Here is an 18,093-nt window from a genome sequence, read left to right on the forward strand (position 1 = left end):
TAACCCCATATACTCTTTATAGTTAAAGCGTTAATTTGATATTCAGATAAAGAGATTTAATGACCCCACTTCAACAAGCATCCGTAGCCAAAGCGCAGCAGTGTATTCAACAAGCATCCACTTTTTTTAATCGTCCATTTTCTCTACCCGCGATTAACTTTACTCAACGTGGGAAAATTGCCGGTACTGCCCGTCTACAAGGCTGGGAAGTACGAATTAACCCTATCCTGCTAGAAGAAAATGAGTACACTTTTATCAATGAAGTGATCCCTCATGAAATTGCCCATCTAATCGCATTCAGATTACATGGCCGAGTACGACCTCATGGTAAGGAATGGCAAGGGATAATGAATCAAGTATTCAATTTACCTGCACGCACAACACACCGTTTTAATATTGAATCAGTTAAAGGGCAAACCTTTCCATATCGTTGTAAATGCTCACAGCATGAACTGACAGTGCGTCGTCACAACAGAGTTCAGCGCAAAGAAACACAATACCTTTGTAAAGCATGCCAATCACCACTAAAATTATCTAAGCGCCAAGCTTCGTAGACATAAAATTCAAAAGTAATCAGATTTCCCATTCTGTTTATTGAATTATCTATAATGCGAATTAACAATAGGCTACTCTTACTGCATTAATACAATAATCAGTAGAGCCTCTTATGAGATTAATTCGCTTAGCTATTGCCACCTTTATTTTTAGTATCACTTTCCATGTTTTCGCTGCGCCTCCTTCTTCATTCTCAAAAGCAAAAAAAGAAGCTGTAAAAATCTATCTTGATCACCCAACCTCTTTTTATTGTGGGTGTGACATCACTTGGAAAAATAAAAAGAAAGGCATTCCTGATCTAGAAAGCTGTGGCTACCAAGTTCGTAAACAAGAAAAACGAGCCAGCCGTATTGAATGGGAACACGTAGTACCTGCCTGGCAGTTTGGGCACCAGCGTCAATGTTGGCAAAATGGTGGTCGTAAAAATTGCACCAAAAACGACAAACAATTCAAATCAATGGAAGCGGATCTACATAACCTTGTCCCTGCCATTGGTGAAGTAAATGGCGACCGTTCTAACTTTCGTTTTTCACAATGGAATGGCAGTAAAGGGGCTAATTATGGTCAATGTAGCTTTAAAGTCGATTTTAAAGGTCGCGTTGCTGAGCCACCAGCGCAATCACGAGGTGCGATTGCCCGTACCTATATGTATATGAATAAAGAGTATCGCTTTAATTTATCTAAAGCACAGCGCCAACTAATGGAAGCGTGGAATAAACAATACCCTGTTTCCGCTTGGGAATGCGAAAGAGACAAGCGTATTGCAAAAATTCAAGGTAACCATAATCAGTTTGTCTATAAAGCGTGTGTTAAATAAATTAGATTCAGCTAAATAGAGGTTGAAAAAGCACATTTTAACCTCCATCCTTAAATGTAAGATAGTTAAAGAAAAGTAGACCATGAGAATACCAAGAATCCATCATCCAGAACTGCTTCCTTCACAAGGAAAAGTTAATTTAAGTGACGATGCCGCCAACCATGTTGGCCGTGTTATGCGAATGAAAGAGGGCGAATCAGTATTGTTATTTGATGGTAGTGGTGCTGAATTTCCAGCATTAATTACCACTTCGTCAAAGAAGAGTGTCGAAGTTGAGATCAGCGAGCGTGTTGAACGCAGCAGCGAATCGCCATTAAATTTACACTTAGGCCAAGTGGTTTCTCGTGGTGATAAAATGGAATTCACCATTCAAAAATCAGTCGAATTAGGTGTTAATGTTATTACCCCTTTGATTTCTGAACGTTGTGGTGTCAAATTAAACAAAGAACGATTTGAAAAGAAACTCGACCAATGGCAAAAAATTGCGATTGCAGCATGTGAGCAATCTGGCCGAAATATCGTTCCTGAAATTCGTCCAATTATGTCGTTAGAAGAATGGTGTGCAGAAGAGTATGAAGGATTAAAGCTAAATCTTCATCCAAGAGCAAAATACTCTATCAATACATTACCGGAACCTGTCACTAATGTACGCTTGTTAATCGGCCCTGAAGGCGGTTTATCGTCTGATGAAATTAACATGACAGAACAATATCAATTTGAAGAAACGTTGCTTGGTCCTCGAGTTCTAAGAACAGAAACCGCAGCGCTTACCGCAATTACAGCCTTACAAGTTCGTTTCGGCGATCTTGGTTAACTGGAGAAACACAATGATCAAACTCGGTATCGTAATGGATCCTATCTCATCCATTAACATCAAGAAAGACTCTAGCTTTGCCATGATGCTTGAAGCTCAGAAGCGTGGCTGGGAAATCCATTACATGGAAATGGCCGACCTACACCTAGACCAAGGTAAAGCAGTCGCTGATACCAAAATCGTTGAACTGAAAGAAGATCCTACCGGTTGGTATGAATTCAAATCAGAGCAAACTATCGACCTTGCTGATCTTGACGCGGTATTAATGCGCAAAGATCCTCCGTTTGATACTGAATACATCTACGCGACCTACATTCTTGAACGCGCAGAAATTCAAGGTGCTTTAATTGTAAATAAACCACAAAGCCTACGTGATTGTAACGAAAAACTGTTTACGGCTTGGTTCCCTGAATTAACACCAACAACGCTAGTTACTCGTAAATCAGAAAAGATCAAAGCGTTCCGTGAGGAGCATGGTGACATCATCCTTAAACCTCTTGATGGCATGGGTGGCGCCTCTATTTTCCGTGTGAAAGCAGGCGATCCAAACGTGTCGGTTATCATCGAGACGTTAACTAACCACGAGCAAAACTACTGCATGGCGCAAACATTTGTTCCTGATATTAGTAATGGTGATAAGCGTATTCTTGTTGTTGATGGTGAGCCAATGCCTTATTGCTTAGCTCGTATTCCTGCAAAAGGGGAAACACGCGGTAACTTAGCGGCAGGTGGTACTGGTGAGGCTCGCCCACTGAGTGAAACTGATTGGGCAATTGCGAATGCCGTTGCACCAACGTTAAAAGAAAAAGGCTTAATTTTTGTTGGCCTTGATGTTATTGGTGACAAACTAACTGAGATCAATGTTACGAGCCCTACTTGTATCAAAGAAATCGAAGCTGCATTTGATATTTCAATTACAGGCAAGTTAATGGACGCTATAGAGCGCCGAATTAACGCTTAATTGAACTAGGCAATATAAAGGGAGTGCATAGCTCCCTTTAATAATAATTGAATTATTTAGGAGGCTCTGTGGATTTAAAAAACCATTTTTTAGTCGCAATGCCTAATATGAAAGACCCTTTCTTTCAACGAAGTGTCATCTATATTTGTGAACATGATTCCGAAGGAACCATGGGCCTACGTATTAATGAAACCGTTCCTATTTCATTGAAAGGTATGCTAGATCAAATAAAACTAGATAATCCATCTCCTATTGTGTTTCCACATACGTTAACTCAGCCAGTGCTTAATGGTGGGCCGGTTTCTGACGACCGCGGTTTTGTTCTTCACTCTGAAAAAGATATTTATACATCAAGTATACGTGTCACCAATGAATTATACGTTACGACATCAAAAGATATCTTAGCGACATTAGGTACTGAATCTCAACCTCATAAATATGTGGTTGCTCTTGGTTATTCAGGATGGGACGCTGGTCAACTAGAAAAAGAGCTATCTGAGAATACGTGGTTAACTCTAGAGGCAGATCCTTCAGTTATTTTTGATACCCCTATCCCCGATCGTTGGCGAAAAGCGATTGAAATATTAGGTATTAATCCTGCAAATTTATCCAGCGAGGTTGGACACGCATGAGTTCACGTACCATCATGGCATTTGATTTTGGCACCAAAAGTATTGGCTCTGCCATTGGCCAAGAAATCACAGGTACTGCAAGTCCATTAAAAGCATTTAAAGCTCAAGATGGCACCCCTAACTGGGATGATATTGAAAAACAAATTAAAGAATGGCAACCCGATTTAATCGTTGTTGGCCTACCAACTGATCTTCATGGTAAAGAATTAGAAACCATCACGCCAAAAGCAAAGAAATTTGCTAATCGTCTACATGGCCGTTTTGGTAATCAAGTGGAGCTTCACGACGAACGCTTATCAACAGCAGAAGCTCGTGCTGATTTATTTGAGTTTGGTGGCTATAAAGCGTTATCGAAAGGCAATATTGATTGTCAGTCAGCGGTGGTTATTTTAGAAAGCTGGTTTGAGAGTCAATGGAGCTAGAAACTAGAAACTAGAACGCTTCGCTCCTATAAGATCAAAAACAGATATTAAGAGCAGTAATAATTTTAGGTATTACTGCTCTTATCGTTTCTAGAGCGTAGCCTTCTAGTTAGCGAAGCGTGTCGCTTTTAGTCTAACGAAATAGATACATTATCAAACTTCGATGTCGTAAATGAATCACCACGCTTCGTCTTCAGCATCAATCTTAAATCATTAGCAGAATCCGCACTGTGTAGTCCCTCATCGACTGAAATCTTATCTGCTACTATCAAATCAAATAAACATTGATCAAATGTCTGCATCCCAGATTCTCGTGATTTAGTCATGGTTGCTTTTAATTCGTGGAGATCGCCTCGACGAATTAAGTCAGAAATCCTCGGGGTATTTAATAACACCTCAAAAACACCATGACGCCCATTGCCATTAACATCAGGAATTAATTGTTGAGCAATAATTCCTTTAAGGTTAGCTGATAGATCGAATAAGAACTGTTCTTTATTATCTTTAGGCACTAAATGAAGAATACGTTCTAATGCTTGGTTAGCATTATTAGCATGAAGCGTCGCCATACAAAGGTGACCCGTTTCCGCAAAAGTCATTGCGTATTCCATTGTTTCTCGACTACGGATCTCACCAATCAAAATCATATCTGGCGCTTGTCGTAACGAGTTTTTCAAAGCCGTTTCATAGCTTTCTGTATCTAACCCAACCTCACGCTGAGTAACGATACATTTATTGTGTGGATGAACAAACTCAATCGGGTCTTCCACCGTTAATATATGACCTGTTTTATGTGCATTACGATACCCTGTCATGGCTGCCATTGTTGTCGATTTACCTGACCCCGTAGCCCCAACAACAAGAACTAAACCTCGTTTAGCAATCGCTAACGTCTTCATAACCTCAGGTAAATACAAAGATTCCATCGATGGTATTGTTGTTTCAATTCGACGAATTACCGCACCTGGTTGTTCACGTTGCCAAAACGCACTTACGCGAAATCGCCCTTCATTCTTTACAATGGCAAAATTGGCTTCTAATGTTTGGTTAAATTCAGTTTGACGATCATCATCCATCATTTCTGCAAGTAAAGCAGAAACTGAGTCGTTAGTTTGCTTATGGCCAATCGCTCTAAGTTCACCATCTACTCGTAATAAACAGGGAGCATCCACGGTTAAATAAATATCTGATGCTTTTTGCTGAACCATTTGATGCAGTAATTCATCCAACATCATAATTAAAACCCCATGCTTGTTATTTCAACTTTTTTTGCAACTTCATCAGGATCAACTAAGCCTTGGGCAATTATTTTTTTCGCGTTCTGCTCCATTGTCTGCATACCAAAAGATGATCCGGTTTGAATAATTGAATACATTTGAGCGACTTTATCTTCACGAATTAAATTGCGAATCGCAGGGGTTGCTATCATCACTTCATGACATGCGACACGACCACCACCAATGCGTTTTATTAATGTTTGAGCAACTACTGCTCTTAATGACTCTGATAACATAGAACGGACCATGGATTTATCACTGCCAGGAAATACATCAATAATACGGTCGATAGTTTTTGCTGCCGAACTGGTATGCAAAGTACCAAAAACTAAGTGCCCAGTTTCAGCCGCTGTTAGTGCAAGGCTAATCGTTTCTTGGTCTCGTAATTCTCCAACCAAAATAACATCAGGATCTTCACGTAATGCAGAACGTAAAGCGGCGTTAAAACTGTGAGTATCACGATGAACTTCACGTTGGTTAATCAAACATTTTTTATTTTTATGAACAAATTCAATCGGATCTTCAATCGTTAATATATGCTTATTGTGATTTTCATTGATGTAATCAACCATTGCTGCAAGGGTTGTTGATTTACCTGACCCTGTAGGGCCGGTAATTAATACCAATCCTTTTTGGTAATTTGAAAGCGTCGTAAAAATATCGGGAGCGTCCAGTCGCTCTAACGATGGAATTTCTACCGGGATCGTTCTGAATACCGCAGCACAACCTCTCGATTGGTTAAATGCATTGACACGAAAACGCCCAACGTTAGGTAATTCAAATGAAAAATCGACTTCTAGCTTTTCTTCAAATTCATTACGCTGAGCATCATTCATAATGTCACTCACTAAACGGTGAACTTCTGCGTGTGTAAAATCAGGTAATGTTAGTTTACGAACTTCTCCATCAACACGTACCATAGGAGGAACTCCTGCAGATAGGTGTAGATCTGATGCATTTTGTTTTACACTAAAGTCCAGTAGTTCTGTGATGTCCATAATTTTCCTCGGTAATCGTTTCTATGACTAGTATTAAGCAAAATATCCACCAGATCACTCTTCAGATAGAGAATAGCATTCAAAAATGTGGTCGACGCCAAAATTCAGTGCAATTGTTAGCAGTAAGCAAAACCAAACCTATCGAGTTACTCGAACAAGCGATAGAAACTGGTCAGCGTGCTTTTGGTGAAAACTACGTTCAAGAAGGCATTGAAAAGGTTCAATACTTCCAAAAAAACCATTCTGACACACCATTAGAATGGCATTTTATTGGTCCTATTCAATCTAATAAAACTCGTCCAATAGCGGAACATTTTAATTGGGTTCACTCTGTTGAGCGTCTAAAAATTGCACAGCGATTAAATGAACAGCGCCCAAAAGAACTTGGCGAACTAAATGTTCTTATTCAGGTCAATATTAGTTCAGAAGAAAGTAAATCTGGGACGACAAGCGACGAAGTAATGGAACTTGCAGCAGCAATTAATGCCATGCCAAATCTAACATTACGCGGATTAATGTCGATCCCTGCGAATGTCTCTAATTACGATGAACAACTGGCTGCATTTACACAACTTGCTTCCATTCAAAATCAATTACGCGCACAATATCCTCAAGTGGATACCCTATCAATGGGAATGAGCGGTGATATGGATGCTGCAATTGAAGCTGGCTCAACAATGGTTCGAATTGGCACTGCTATTTTTGGTACTAGAGGCTAAGATTTTAGTGCCAGAGATTGTAAAAATAAAAAAACCTCAACTCGAATGATACCAATCTCTATAGAATGATAGGTATAAAGTAAGGAAGACGAATGGAACATCGCAATATTGCTTTTATTGGTGCGGGCAACATGACTCGCTCTATTATCGCGGGTTTAATTAGCAGTGGTTATCCAAAAGAAAAGATCACGGCAACAAATCCAAGTACTGAGAAACTTGAGCATTTGAAAACCTGTTATGGCATCAATACCAGCACTGACAATCTTATTGCAACTCAACATGCAGATGTCGTTGTTCTTGCGGTAAAACCACAAATGATGGCCAGTGCTGCAGAGCCTCTGCAAACGGTCGATTTCTCGGATAAATTGGTCATTTCTATTGCGGCAGGTATTTCAGCACAGCGTTTAAACAAAATGTTTGCAACAACATTAAATCTAGTTCGAGTCATGCCAAATACACCTGCATTAGTGGGTAAAGGCATGAGTGGTCTGTTTGCGGTAGAACATACCTCAGAACAAGACAAAACCTATGCGGGTAACTTACTTTCAGCGGTAGGTGAAGTCTGTTGGGTTGAGAAAGAATCAGGTATTAATTCTGTTATTGCGGCAGCAGGAAGCGCTCCAGCGTATTTCTTCTTATTTATGGAAGCGATGCAAACAGAAGCAATTAAACAAGGTTTTGATGCAGATACAGCTCGCCTATTAGTACAACAAGCGGCTCTTGGTGCTGCTGAAATGGTGGTTGCAAACCCTGAAACAGAACTATCAACACTGCGTGAGCAAGTTACTTCAAAAGGTGGTACTACCGCAGAAGCACTACGCACGTTTAATGAACACAACCTGCAAGATATTGTCGCTAAAGCTATGCAAGCCGCAGTCTCTCGTGCAGAAGAGATGGAATCGTTATTTTAAGATACCCTTCTCTACTCAATTACTCTATTTACAAAACCAATGATTTTTAAGGTTAATAAACTATGAATGCAATGAGCTTTTTAATCTCGACCGTTTTTGATTTATACATCATGGTCGTGATCCTACGAATTTGGTTACAAGTCGCACGTGCTGATTTTTATAATCCATTTTCACAATTTATCGTAAAAGCAACGCAACCAATCGTCTCTCCTTTACGTCGTATTGTTCCGTCAATTGGCAGCCTAGACTTAGCAACCGTATTATTTGCTTATGTTCTATGTGTCGTTAAATTTGTTGCGCTTCAAATGGTTGTCGCAGGCGGTATTACATTTGGCCCTGAGTTCTTACTTATTGGTTTAATTGCCCTAGCAAAAGCCGTTGGTGGTTTACTGTTCTGGATCTTATTAGTACGTGCCATCCTAAGTTGGGTGAGCCAAGGCCGCAGTCCAATTGAGTATGTTATGCACCAATTAACAGAACCAATGCTTGCTCCTATTCGTAAAATCCTTCCTCAAATGGGTGGACTAGACTTAAGCGTATTAGTGCTGTTCATTGTGCTTCAATTTGCTAATTTCTTGATGGGCGATCTAATTGGTCCTCTTTGGTATAGCTTGTAATCCTGTTATGCCGATTAAGTACGATAACGATGATTTGATCTTACGACTGTATTTACAACCTAAAGCCAGTCGAGATCAAATTGTAGGAATACATGGTGAAGAGCTCAAAATAGCGATTACCGCTCCTCCTGTTGATGGAAAGGCGAACGCACATTTAATTAAGTACTTCTCCAAACTGTTTAAAGTTGCTAAAGGAAAAATTACGGTAGAAAAAGGAGAACTGAATCGTCACAAGCAAGTTCGAATTCATTCACCAGACATTATTCCAGAAGCAATTAAGCAGCTGTTACCATCAAAATAATACTAGTGCCGAGTTAACCCTCGGCTTTTTTATATGGAAATCTTTTTATATGAGGATCGTTATGAAAAAAATAACCTTACTTTTGTCCCTATTTCTTTTTAGCTTACCCACTTTTGCAGGACAATTTGTACAAATAAAAAATGTCGAGGTGCATTACTCTGCGTTTAACTCAACCTTTCTTACCCCAAAAGTAGCGCGCGCTTATCAATTAAAGCGCTCTGGTTACAATGCATTAATTAATATTAGCGTCTTAGACACCTCTCAAGCAGGAAAGCCAGCAATCGCGGCAAAAGTAACAGGTACCGCTAAAAATTTACTTGGCCAAATGAAAACGTTAACCTTCCGTGAAATTAAGGAACAAAACGCTATTTATTACATTGCTGAGTTGCCAATCACTAACGAAGAAACCTTCCGTTTCGATATTGATGTATCCGCTGATACCAAAGGCGCAGGCAAATTAAAATTCAATCAAAAGTTCTACGTAGAAGAGTAAGAGAATCATTATGAGCAAAATCGTATTAGCAACAGGCAATCAAGGTAAAGTTCGTGAAATGGCAGATGTTTTATCTGACTTTGGGTTTGATGTGGTTGCACAAAGTGAGTTCAACGTCTCTGACGTAGCAGAAACAGGCACAACCTTCATTGAGAATGCCATTATTAAAGCGCGTCACGCAGCAAAAGAAACAGGATTACCTGCGATTGCAGATGACTCAGGTTTAGAAGTGGATGCATTAAATGGTGCACCAGGTGTTTACTCTGCACGCTACTCAGGTGAAGGTGCTACCGACCAAAAGAACATCGATAAGATGTTAGCGGCAATGGACGGTATTCCAACAGAAAAACGCACTGCACGTTTTCATTGTGTTTTAGTTCTAATGAAGCATGAGAACGATCCTACGCCTTTAATTTGCCACGGTTCATGGGAAGGTCACATTACCACTGAACAACAAGGGGAGAATGGCTTTGGTTACGATCCTATCTTCTGGGTTAGTGAAGACAATTGCTCTTCTGCAGAACTTGAGCCGGCTCGTAAAAAACAGCTTTCTCACCGTGGACAAGCGCTTAAGAAACTGTTTTCAGCATTAAAAGAAGGCCAATAATTGATGCTAGTTCCACCACCACTGAGCTTATACATTCATATTCCATGGTGTATTCAAAAATGCCCATATTGCGATTTCAACTCTCATGCTTTGAAAACGACAATCCCTGAAGCACAATACATTTCAGCGTTAATTGACGATCTTGATACAGATCTTGCTCGTTATGATATGCAAAATGAATCACGTAAGCTGCACTCTATTTTTATCGGTGGTGGTACGCCAAGCTTAATTACCGCTCCAGAAATTAAACGCTTACTGATCGAAGTTGAAAAACGCTTACCCTTTGCTGATGACATTGAAATCACGATGGAGGCTAACCCTGGAACCGTAGAGGCAGGTCGATTCATTGAATACCGTGAAGCGGGTGTTAACCGTATCTCTATTGGCGTACAAAGCTTCCAGCAAGAAAAATTGGAAAAACTGGGACGTATTCACGGTAAAGATGAAGCGATTCGCGCTGCTCGCCTTGCTCATGAAGCCGGATTAAACAGTTTTAATCTTGATTTAATGCATGGCCTACCGAACCAAAGTATTGATGATGCGTTATCTGATTTAAAACAAGCGATAGAGCTTAGCCCTCCACATTTATCGTGGTATCAGCTGACGATTGAGCCAAATACGGTGTTTTACTATAAGCCACCAACCTTGCCAGATGACGATGATCTATGGGATATCTTTGAACAAGGCCACCAAATCCTTGCTGACGCCGGTTACGTTCAATATGAGATTTCAGGCTACAGTAAAGTCGGTTATCAATGTCGCCATAATTTGAATTATTGGCGCTTTGGGGATTATTTAGGCATTGGTTGTGGAGCCCATGGCAAACTGAGTTTTGCTGATGGTCGCATTGTTCGTACCACTAAGATTAAGCATCCTCGCGGCTTTCTAGATTTAATGAAACCTTACTTAATTGACGAACAAGAGGTTGCGGATCACGACAGACCTTTTGAGTTTTTTATGAACCGTTTCCGCTTGTTAGAAGCGTGTCCTAAGCAAGATTTCATTGATAAAACTGGATTAGGGTTTGAGTCGATTCAAGAGACGATTGATTGGGCAAAAGAGAAAAAATATCTAAATGAAACCGAAACACATTGGCAGATCACTGAGCATGGGAAATTGTTTTTGAATGATTTGTTAGAAGCGTTTGTGAGTGATGAGGGTTAATCTCTTAACTAGAGACTATATCGCTTCGCGCTAAAAACTATAAGAGCAGTAAACACGTAATTTACTGCTCTTTCTATCTTAAAATATCGAACGTCCAATTCGCTCTGAAAGCAATTCTAACGCTTGCGTTCCTGCTAGTGAGTTACCCGATTGATCCAACTCTGGCGACCACACTGCAATCGTCATTTCACCAGGAACAATAGCAATGATACCACCGCCAACGCCTGATTTACCCGGCATACCAACACGATAAGCAAACTCTCCGGCACCATCATATAAGCCACAAGTGGCCATTAATGCATTAATTTGTTTACTCTGCATTGGCGTTACGATGAACTCATTCGTCTCAGGTTGAATACCTTTATTGGCTAAATAACCAAACGTTCTTGCTAAATCAACACAACTCATATTTAAGGCGCAGGCATGAAAATAATTCTTTAATACTGGCATTACTTCATTATCGAAATTACCAAATGATCGCATTAAATAGGCAATTGATGCATTTCGATCACTATGATCCATTTCTGAATTAGCAACGACACGATCATAGATAATATGTTCATTACCCGAGAGTTTACGGACAAATTCTAATAATCTATGCTTTGGTGCAGAAAAACGACTAAACAACATATCGGCAACTACAATCGCACCCGCATTAATGAACGGATTACGAGGTACACCTTGCTCCATCTCCAACTGAATCAAAGAGTTAAACGCCTGCCCTGACGGTTCTTTTCCAACTCTTTGCCATAATTCTTCCGGTTGGTATAGCTCCATCGCTAAGGTTAAGCTCAACGCTTTAGATATTGATTGAATTGAGAAACGTTCGTTTGCATCTCCTGATGTGATCATCTCACCATCATTGGTATATACCGCAATGCCTAATTTATCATTTGGAACACAAGCAAGCGCTGGAATATAGTCCGCAACTTTTCCGTGTCCGATAAGAGGACGAACTTCATTCAAAATATCATCTAATATCTGTTTTGTTGGCTTCATTATGTCGACTTCCTGTTGAGCGCAAGGACAAAAAAGCCAACACAAAGGTTGGCTTTAGATTGGTAAAAGCGATGCAGCACTTATGGTGCGCTGTCATACTGTATGGTAAATCCGTAGATTAAGCGTTACGACGGAATTTAATATCCCATACGCCATGGCCTAAACGGTGACCACGAGCTTCAAATTTAGTTAATGGACGCTCATCTGGACGAGGAATATAATCGCCATCAGTTGCGACATTCTCGTAACCTGGTGCCGCGTTCATTACTTCTATCATATGTTCTGCGTAGTTTTCCCAGTCAGTTGCCATATGGAAAACACCCTCAGCATTTAACTTAGGGCGGATCATTTCAGCAAATTCAGCCTTAACGATACGACGCTTATGATGACGTGCTTTATGCCACGGGTCTGGAAAGAAAAGTTGTAACGTATTTACAGACGAATCTGGGATCATAGATTCAAATACTTCAACTGCATCGTGGCACATTACACGTAAGTTAGTTACGCCCGCTTCTTTTGCAGCAGCAAGACATGCACCAACACCTGGACGATGAACTTCAATACCAAGGAAATTAAGTTCTGGTGCTTTTTGCGCCATCTCAACCAAAGATGCACCCATACCAAAACCGATTTCTAAAACGACAGGGTTGTTGTTACCAAACACCTCGTTCCAATCAAGCATTTGCTCAACAAAATCGATGCCCATGGTAGGCCAGCACTCAGTAATCGCGCCTTCTTGGCCTTTCGTTAAACGTCCTTCGCGGCGAACAAAGCTGCGAATTTTACGAACGATTTTACCTTCTTCGGTAAAGTCATTTTTAGTCACTTCAGTCATGATTGGATAACCTGGTTATTCTCTGAACAAGGATTGTGGATCCGGCATTATCCAAAGTTTAGCCCAGTGTTCAAGTATTATCTTTCGTTTTCGTCATAAACTCGTCCAATATGCTATTTATCTTATACGACCAATACCCCTATTTTCTATCGGGTGTACAAATTCATTACAGTGTGGTGCAATCCATACCATTATAAAAAGCAATTGAGCATGTCATGACTTCTTTCTCTCACGCCATTTTAAAATGGTACGATAATTACGGCCGTAAGACGTTACCTTGGCAATTAGAAAAAACACCTTATAAAGTATGGTTATCCGAAATCATGCTTCAACAAACTCAAGTAACTACCGTTATTCCCTACTTCGAACGCTTCATGGCTCGCTTTCCGACTGTGATTGAGTTGGCTAATGCCGAACAAGATGAAGTATTACATTTATGGACTGGACTTGGTTATTACGCTCGCGCTCGTAATTTACATAAAACAGCGCAAATCATCACTGAGCAATATAACGGTAAATTCCCAGAAACCATTGATGAGGTCATCGCACTTCCCGGAATAGGACGCTCTACGGCAGGGGCGGTGTTGTCATTATCATTAAAACAACGACATCCTATTTTAGATGGTAATGTAAAACGTACGCTTTCTCGTTGCTTTGCTATTGAAGGATGGTCAGGGAAGAAATCTGTCGAAAATACCATGTGGGAAATAGCAGAAGAACATACACCAGAGTTAGGCGTTGAACGCTACAATCAAGCCATGATGGATATGGGGGCGATAGTATGCACTCGCTCTAAACCTAAATGTGAGCTTTGTCCTGTGAATGATCTTTGCCAAGCCAAAGCGCAAGATCGCCAATTAGACTTCCCAACTAAAAAACCTAAAAAAGAAAAACCGACCAAAGAAGCATGGTTTGCTATCTACTATCACGATGGTGAAGTATTACTAGAGCAACGACCACAAACGGGAATTTGGGGAGGTTTATATTGCTTTCCTGAACAGCCAAAAAATACCTTAAATGATTTATCAGATCACTATGGTATGGACGTTAAATTAAGCCAACAATTAATTGCTTTTCGCCATACTTTTAGCCATTACCACTTAGATATCACTCCTGTACTTATCACTCTGAACAAGAAACCTGATATGGTGATGGAAGGAACGCGTGGAGTTTGGTATAACTTATCTCAACCAATGACGGTAGGATTAGCGGCTCCAGTTCAAAAACTGTTAGACGCCCTTCCGTATGAAATTTCTAATGGAGAATAACCATGAGTCGCACTGTATTTTGCGTTCTTTTAAATAAAGAAGCCGATGGCCTAGATTTTCAACTTTATCCTGGGGAACTAGGTAAACGCATTTTTGATAACATATCTAAAGAAGCGTGGAGCCAATGGCAACACAAGCAAACAATGCTTATCAATGAAAAGAAACTGAACATGATGGACCCAGAGCACCGTAAATTACTGGAAACAGAAATGGAAGGATTCTTATTTGATGGTAAAGAAGTCATCATTGATGGTTACACTCCGCCAAGTGAATAATTAATATTTATATGAAAGCAGTCTAATGGCTGCTTTATTTTTATCTTTTAGTTCTAGCGAATTCTGCCGTTAATGTAATTATCGAGTTTTTATCTATATTGTCTTTATGAAAAAAATTATCCTGATTATCTCTGCTTGTTTTTTCCTTACCAGTTGCAGTCGAGAATCCATAGAATCAACGTTTGGTGTCAACTACGACACGACCAATCGCTTTGCCAAAAATTTAGCCCCACTTTCTGGGCAATTCACTAAAGATCTAAAAGCTCTTGATTCCTTAATTAGCAGCTTTAGTGGAAATATTGAAAAGCGTTGGGGAAAAGAAAACCTTGTTATTGCAGGTAAACGTTCGTATGTAAAATATACGGATGGTTATTTAAGTCGTTCTCAAGTTGATTTCGCTACAGGTCAGGTAACCGTTGAAACTGTCGCAGGTACCGAACCTAAAGCCCATTTACGCCAAGCGATAATAACCACATTATTAACACCAGATGATCCCGCTGGCGTTGACCTTTATTCTGATGCCGATGTCACTTTGGGTGGTAAACCATTTTTATACCAACAAGTACTTGATCAAGATAAAAAACCCATTGAATGGTCATGGCGTGCAAGTCGTTATGCGGACTATTTAATTGAACATCATTTAAAAACAAAAAATATCGATTATAAAAAAGCATTGTATGTTGATATTCCGATGGTAAAAAACCACACTCAGCTGCGTGAATATCAATATGCTGATATTGTTCAGGCCGCCTCACAACGCTATGACATCCCCGAAGATTTAATTTATTCCATCATCAGAACTGAAAGTAGCTTTAATCCTTACGCTGTAAGCTGGGCTAATGCTTATGGGTTAATGCAAGTCGTCCCTAAAACTGCAGGGCGTGATGTATTTAAATTAGTAAAAAAGAAATCAGGAGACCCCTCTCCTGAGTATCTTTTCAACCCACACAATAATATTGATACTGGAACCGCCTATTTTTATATTTTAAAAAATCGTTACTTAAAAGACATTCGTGATCCTATATCAAAACAATACAGCATGATTTCAGCCTATAACGGTGGTGCCGGTGGTGTATTTACTACCTTTAGTAGTAGTAGAAGTCGAGCAATCAGTGACATTAATAGCTTGAATTCTAGTCAAGTGTATTGGGCTCTGACTAAAAAACATAAAAATGCAGAAGCTCGACGCTATTTAGAAAAGGTTACCGCCTTTAAAAAAGAGTTTAATTCTGGGAAGATTTAGCGACAAAACGAGCGATTCGATGGAATATCAATCAAACAACCAAAAAAATAGCGTATTTTGAAAAAAAAAGTTGACGATAGGGGCAAAAATCCGTTTAATAGCGCTCGTTGCCCGGATAGCTCAGTCGGTAGAGCAGAGGATTGAAAATCCTCGTGTCGGTGGTTCGATTCCGCCTCCGGGCACCATACAATAAGATTGTTGGTGTAGTTCTAGATTTATTAATTAAATGCTAGATCACGAATAGTCAAAAGAATTTAGTGTGCCGACTTAGCTCAGTAGGTAGAGCAACTGACTTGTAATCAGTAGGTCACCAGTTCGACTCCGGTAGTCGGCACCATTCTTTTGCCTCGATAGCTCAGTCGGTAGAGCAGAGGATTGAAAATCCTCGTGTCGGTGGTTCGATTCCGCCTCGAGGCACCATACAATTCCCTTTTAGTTCAGTTGGTAGAACGCCGGACTGTTAATCCGTATGTCGCTGGTTCAAGTCCAGCAAAGGGAGCCATACAATTTAGTCTTTATCTTTTTAAAGATTAATAAAAAATTAGTGCCGACTTAGCTCAGTAGGTAGAGCAACTGACTTGTAATCAGTAGGTCACCAGTTCGACTCCGGTAGTCGGCACCATTTCTTCCTTGTAAGAAGAACACAAAATCTGTTCCCTTTTAGTTCAGTTGGTAGAACGCCGGACTGTTAATCCGTATGTCGCTGGTTCAAGTCCAGCAAAGGGAGCCATATTAAAGAGCCTGTTTTTATAAAGGTTCAAGGTTGTTGGTTTATCCAGCAATAGCAAAAAAATAAGTGTGCCGACTTAGCTCAGTAGGTAGAGCAACTGACTTGTAATCAGTAGGTCACCAGTTCGACTCCGGTAGTCGGCACCATTTTTTTGCCTCGATAGCTCAGTCGGTAGAGCAGAGGATTGAAAATCCTCGTGTCGGTGGTTCGATTCCGCCTCGAGGCACCATATAATTCCCTTTTAGTTCAGTTGGTAGAACGCCGGACTGTTAATCCGTATGTCGCTGGTTCAAGTCCAGCAAAGGGAGCCATATTAAAAGCCTCATCATTTTGATGAGGCTTTTTTTATGCTTGTTATTTAATAAGCTCACCACTACCATACCCCCTACCCTACCAATCCCATAAACATACTATCATTATGATACAACAGGGATTGAGATCATTTATTTCACAAAGGTTACACCATGACTGAAACTCCATCAGGTAAACCAGACAATACTGGTATTAAACGAGTAATTAAAGCCACAGGGTTTTCGATTCAAGGTTTAAAAGCCGCATTTAAGCATGAAGCCGCTGTTCGTCAAGAATTCGCGATGTTAGTTATCGCCACCCCTATCGCCTTATTACTTGATGTATCTACGATAGAGCAAATTTTATTAATTGGTGTCTTCGTTTTGATCTTTATCGTAGAGCTACTAAATTCAGCCATAGAGGCCGTTGTTGACCGTATTGGCTCTGAGCATCATGAATTAAGTGGTAGAGCTAAAGATATTGGTTCCGCCGCTGTGTTTGTCGCTCTGGGCTTTGCTGGCTTTACTTGGCTAATGATCCTAGGTAACCACTATTTATAATTCTATTTATCTTGAATAGATAAATAGAAAGTAATCATTTTAAAGAGGAAGATGTTAATGAACCCTATTATTCAAACACTAAAAGAACACAATGTCAGTGATGAAAAAATCGCAGAAGTATTTCAAGCTCTAACACAAAATCCATTAGCTGCGATTGCAACAATCCAAAGCTTAGGTATTCCACAAGAAAAACTTCAGCCATTAATGATGCAAGTAATGACAAACCCAAGCTTGATTAAAGAAGCCGTAGAAGAACTAGGTTTGGATTTTTCAAAAGTAGAAGAAGCAAAAGCAAAGCTTGAAGAGAATCAATAAATCTTTTCAGTTGTTCACAATAGAGCCCTGACTTCGGTCGGGGCTTTTTTATATTATTCATGACAATTTAATTACGACAACCTCCCTATAGCTTCCCCCTCTGAATATATACATATTTATGGCTAATTTAGCCACAATATACAACCGCCATCCCATTTCAAAATTACTTATTAGCTTTTTTACTCAAAAATAAAAAACCAACACAACCCAAAAACAACCAAAAAAATAAAGAACTCGCAACATTTAAATTAAATAACACCAAAGTAGTACCTTACAATTAACTTCTTAT

General features: G+C 39.9%; 22 protein-coding genes and 9 tRNA genes. 27 read left to right on the forward strand and 4 right to left on the reverse strand.

Going from position 1 to position 18,093, the window contains the following annotated elements:
• The first annotated feature begins 59 nt into the window (after positions 1-59).
• The 6 genes from A6E03_RS02290 (at position 60) to ruvX (ending at position 4,201) form a co-directional block, all read left to right on the forward strand.
• Entirely contained in the window at positions 60-554 is a 495-nt protein-coding gene (locus tag A6E03_RS02290) for a SprT family zinc-dependent metalloprotease (RefSeq protein WP_065594044.1), read from the forward strand.
• Between the two features lie 113 nt (positions 555-667).
• Positions 668-1,372, forward strand: coding sequence for an endonuclease (locus tag A6E03_RS02295; protein ID WP_065594045.1), 705 nt, complete (start codon positions 668-670; stop codon positions 1,370-1,372).
• Between the two features lie 82 nt (positions 1,373-1,454).
• A complete protein-coding gene (gene rsmE, locus A6E03_RS02300) occupies positions 1,455-2,186 on the forward strand; it encodes a 16S rRNA (uracil(1498)-N(3))-methyltransferase (protein ID WP_065594046.1) in 732 nt (243 codons plus the stop codon).
• A gap of 13 nt (positions 2,187-2,199) precedes the next feature.
• Positions 2,200-3,147: a glutathione synthase gene (gene gshB, locus A6E03_RS02305; RefSeq protein WP_065594047.1), complete on the forward strand. Its 948-nt coding sequence runs from the start codon at positions 2,200-2,202 to the stop codon at positions 3,145-3,147.
• Between the two features lie 68 nt (positions 3,148-3,215).
• Entirely contained in the window at positions 3,216-3,779 is a 564-nt protein-coding gene (locus tag A6E03_RS02310; protein ID WP_065594048.1) for a YqgE/AlgH family protein, read from the forward strand.
• Positions 3,776-4,201 carry a Holliday junction resolvase RuvX gene (gene ruvX, locus A6E03_RS02315; protein WP_060992489.1) on the forward strand — a complete coding sequence of 142 codons (426 nt, stop codon included), beginning with the start codon at positions 3,776-3,778 and terminating at the stop codon, positions 4,199-4,201. The genes A6E03_RS02310 and ruvX overlap by 4 nt, the downstream gene beginning before the upstream one ends.
• 128 nt (positions 4,202-4,329) lie before the next feature.
• Here the strand turns inward: ruvX and A6E03_RS02320 are convergent, their stop codons facing one another.
• Both A6E03_RS02320 and A6E03_RS02325 read right to left on the reverse strand, forming a co-directional pair.
• Entirely contained in the window at positions 4,330-5,436 is a 1,107-nt protein-coding gene (locus A6E03_RS02320; RefSeq protein ID WP_065600099.1) for a PilT/PilU family type 4a pilus ATPase, read from the reverse strand.
• A 2-nt stretch (positions 5,437-5,438) separates the two neighbouring features.
• Entirely contained in the window at positions 5,439-6,476 is a 1,038-nt protein-coding gene (locus tag A6E03_RS02325) for a type IV pilus twitching motility protein PilT (RefSeq protein WP_065594050.1), read from the reverse strand.
• 23 nt (positions 6,477-6,499) lie between these two features.
• On the opposite strand from A6E03_RS02325, the gene A6E03_RS02330 reads away from it, so the two are divergent.
• The 7 genes from A6E03_RS02330 (at position 6,500) to hemW (ending at position 11,288) form a co-directional block, all read left to right on the forward strand.
• Positions 6,500-7,195, forward strand: a complete 696-nt coding sequence (locus tag A6E03_RS02330) for a YggS family pyridoxal phosphate-dependent enzyme (RefSeq protein ID WP_065594051.1) — start codon at positions 6,500-6,502, stop codon at positions 7,193-7,195.
• A 92-nt stretch (positions 7,196-7,287) separates the two neighbouring features.
• Positions 7,288-8,106 (forward strand): pyrroline-5-carboxylate reductase, encoded by an 819-nt coding sequence (gene proC / locus A6E03_RS02335; RefSeq protein WP_065600100.1) that lies wholly within the window; start codon positions 7,288-7,290, stop codon positions 8,104-8,106.
• 62 nt (positions 8,107-8,168) lie between these two features.
• Positions 8,169-8,723 carry a YggT family protein gene (locus tag A6E03_RS02340; RefSeq protein ID WP_065594053.1) on the forward strand — a complete coding sequence of 185 codons (555 nt, stop codon included), beginning with the start codon at positions 8,169-8,171 and terminating at the stop codon, positions 8,721-8,723.
• A 7-nt stretch (positions 8,724-8,730) separates the two neighbouring features.
• A complete protein-coding gene (gene yggU / locus A6E03_RS02345) occupies positions 8,731-9,024 on the forward strand; it encodes a DUF167 family protein YggU (RefSeq protein WP_065600101.1) in 294 nt (97 codons plus the stop codon).
• Positions 9,025-9,085: 61 nt separating this feature from the next.
• Entirely contained in the window at positions 9,086-9,517 is a 432-nt protein-coding gene (locus A6E03_RS02350) for a DUF4426 domain-containing protein (protein ID WP_065600102.1), read from the forward strand.
• A gap of 10 nt (positions 9,518-9,527) precedes the next feature.
• Complete coding sequence (locus A6E03_RS02355) at positions 9,528-10,124, forward strand: XTP/dITP diphosphatase (protein ID WP_065594055.1); 597 nt, start codon at positions 9,528-9,530, stop codon at positions 10,122-10,124.
• Positions 10,125-10,127: 3 nt separating this feature from the next.
• Positions 10,128-11,288: a radical SAM family heme chaperone HemW gene (gene hemW / locus A6E03_RS02360; protein ID WP_065600103.1), complete on the forward strand. Its 1,161-nt coding sequence runs from the start codon at positions 10,128-10,130 to the stop codon at positions 11,286-11,288.
• Between the two features lie 78 nt (positions 11,289-11,366).
• Here the strand turns inward: hemW and glsB are convergent, their stop codons facing one another.
• A complete protein-coding gene (glsB, locus tag A6E03_RS02365; protein ID WP_065594057.1) occupies positions 11,367-12,287 on the reverse strand; it encodes a glutaminase B in 921 nt (306 codons plus the stop codon).
• Between the two features lie 118 nt (positions 12,288-12,405).
• Positions 12,406-13,122: a tRNA (guanosine(46)-N7)-methyltransferase TrmB gene (trmB, locus tag A6E03_RS02370; protein ID WP_065594058.1), complete on the reverse strand. Its 717-nt coding sequence runs from the start codon at positions 13,120-13,122 to the stop codon at positions 12,406-12,408.
• 215 nt (positions 13,123-13,337) lie between these two features.
• On the opposite strand from trmB, the gene mutY reads away from it, so the two are divergent.
• The 14 genes from mutY to A6E03_RS02440 all read left to right on the forward strand — a co-directional run bounded on the left by mutY (position 13,338) and on the right by A6E03_RS02440 (position 17,804).
• Positions 13,338-14,390 carry an A/G-specific adenine glycosylase gene (mutY, locus tag A6E03_RS02375; RefSeq protein ID WP_065600104.1) on the forward strand — a complete coding sequence of 351 codons (1,053 nt, stop codon included), beginning with the start codon at positions 13,338-13,340 and terminating at the stop codon, positions 14,388-14,390.
• Positions 14,391-14,392: 2 nt separating this feature from the next.
• The gene (locus A6E03_RS02380; RefSeq protein ID WP_065594060.1) at positions 14,393-14,665 is read left to right on the forward strand and encodes an oxidative damage protection protein; all 273 of its coding nucleotides are present in this window, start codon (positions 14,393-14,395) and stop codon (positions 14,663-14,665) included.
• A gap of 106 nt (positions 14,666-14,771) precedes the next feature.
• A complete protein-coding gene (mltC, locus tag A6E03_RS02385) occupies positions 14,772-15,908 on the forward strand; it encodes a membrane-bound lytic murein transglycosylase MltC (RefSeq protein WP_065594061.1) in 1,137 nt (378 codons plus the stop codon).
• A gap of 109 nt (positions 15,909-16,017) precedes the next feature.
• Positions 16,018-16,093 (forward strand) — tRNA-Phe (locus A6E03_RS02390).
• Positions 16,094-16,169: 76 nt separating this feature from the next.
• Positions 16,170-16,245, forward strand: a tRNA-Thr gene (locus A6E03_RS02395).
• Positions 16,246-16,252: 7 nt separating this feature from the next.
• Positions 16,253-16,328 (forward strand) — tRNA-Phe (locus A6E03_RS02400).
• A 6-nt stretch (positions 16,329-16,334) separates the two neighbouring features.
• Positions 16,335-16,410: transfer RNA gene (locus A6E03_RS02405), tRNA-Asn, on the forward strand.
• A gap of 44 nt (positions 16,411-16,454) precedes the next feature.
• Positions 16,455-16,530, forward strand: a tRNA-Thr gene (locus tag A6E03_RS02410).
• A gap of 32 nt (positions 16,531-16,562) precedes the next feature.
• Positions 16,563-16,638: transfer RNA gene (locus A6E03_RS02415), tRNA-Asn, on the forward strand.
• Positions 16,639-16,708: 70 nt separating this feature from the next.
• Positions 16,709-16,784: transfer RNA gene (locus tag A6E03_RS02420), tRNA-Thr, on the forward strand.
• 7 nt (positions 16,785-16,791) lie between these two features.
• Positions 16,792-16,867: transfer RNA gene (locus A6E03_RS02425), tRNA-Phe, on the forward strand.
• A 6-nt stretch (positions 16,868-16,873) separates the two neighbouring features.
• Positions 16,874-16,949, forward strand: a tRNA-Asn gene (locus A6E03_RS02430).
• Positions 16,950-17,102: 153 nt separating this feature from the next.
• A complete protein-coding gene (locus A6E03_RS02435; RefSeq protein ID WP_065594062.1) occupies positions 17,103-17,489 on the forward strand; it encodes a diacylglycerol kinase in 387 nt (128 codons plus the stop codon).
• Positions 17,490-17,546: 57 nt separating this feature from the next.
• Positions 17,547-17,804 (forward strand): DUF2999 domain-containing protein, encoded by a 258-nt coding sequence (locus A6E03_RS02440; RefSeq protein WP_065594251.1) that lies wholly within the window; start codon positions 17,547-17,549, stop codon positions 17,802-17,804.
• The last annotated feature ends 289 nt before the right edge of the window (positions 17,805-18,093 follow it).

The sequence above is a fragment of the Aliivibrio sp. 1S128 genome (genome assembly GCF_001691065.1).
Taxonomy (GTDB): Bacteria; Pseudomonadota; Gammaproteobacteria; order Enterobacterales; family Vibrionaceae; genus Aliivibrio.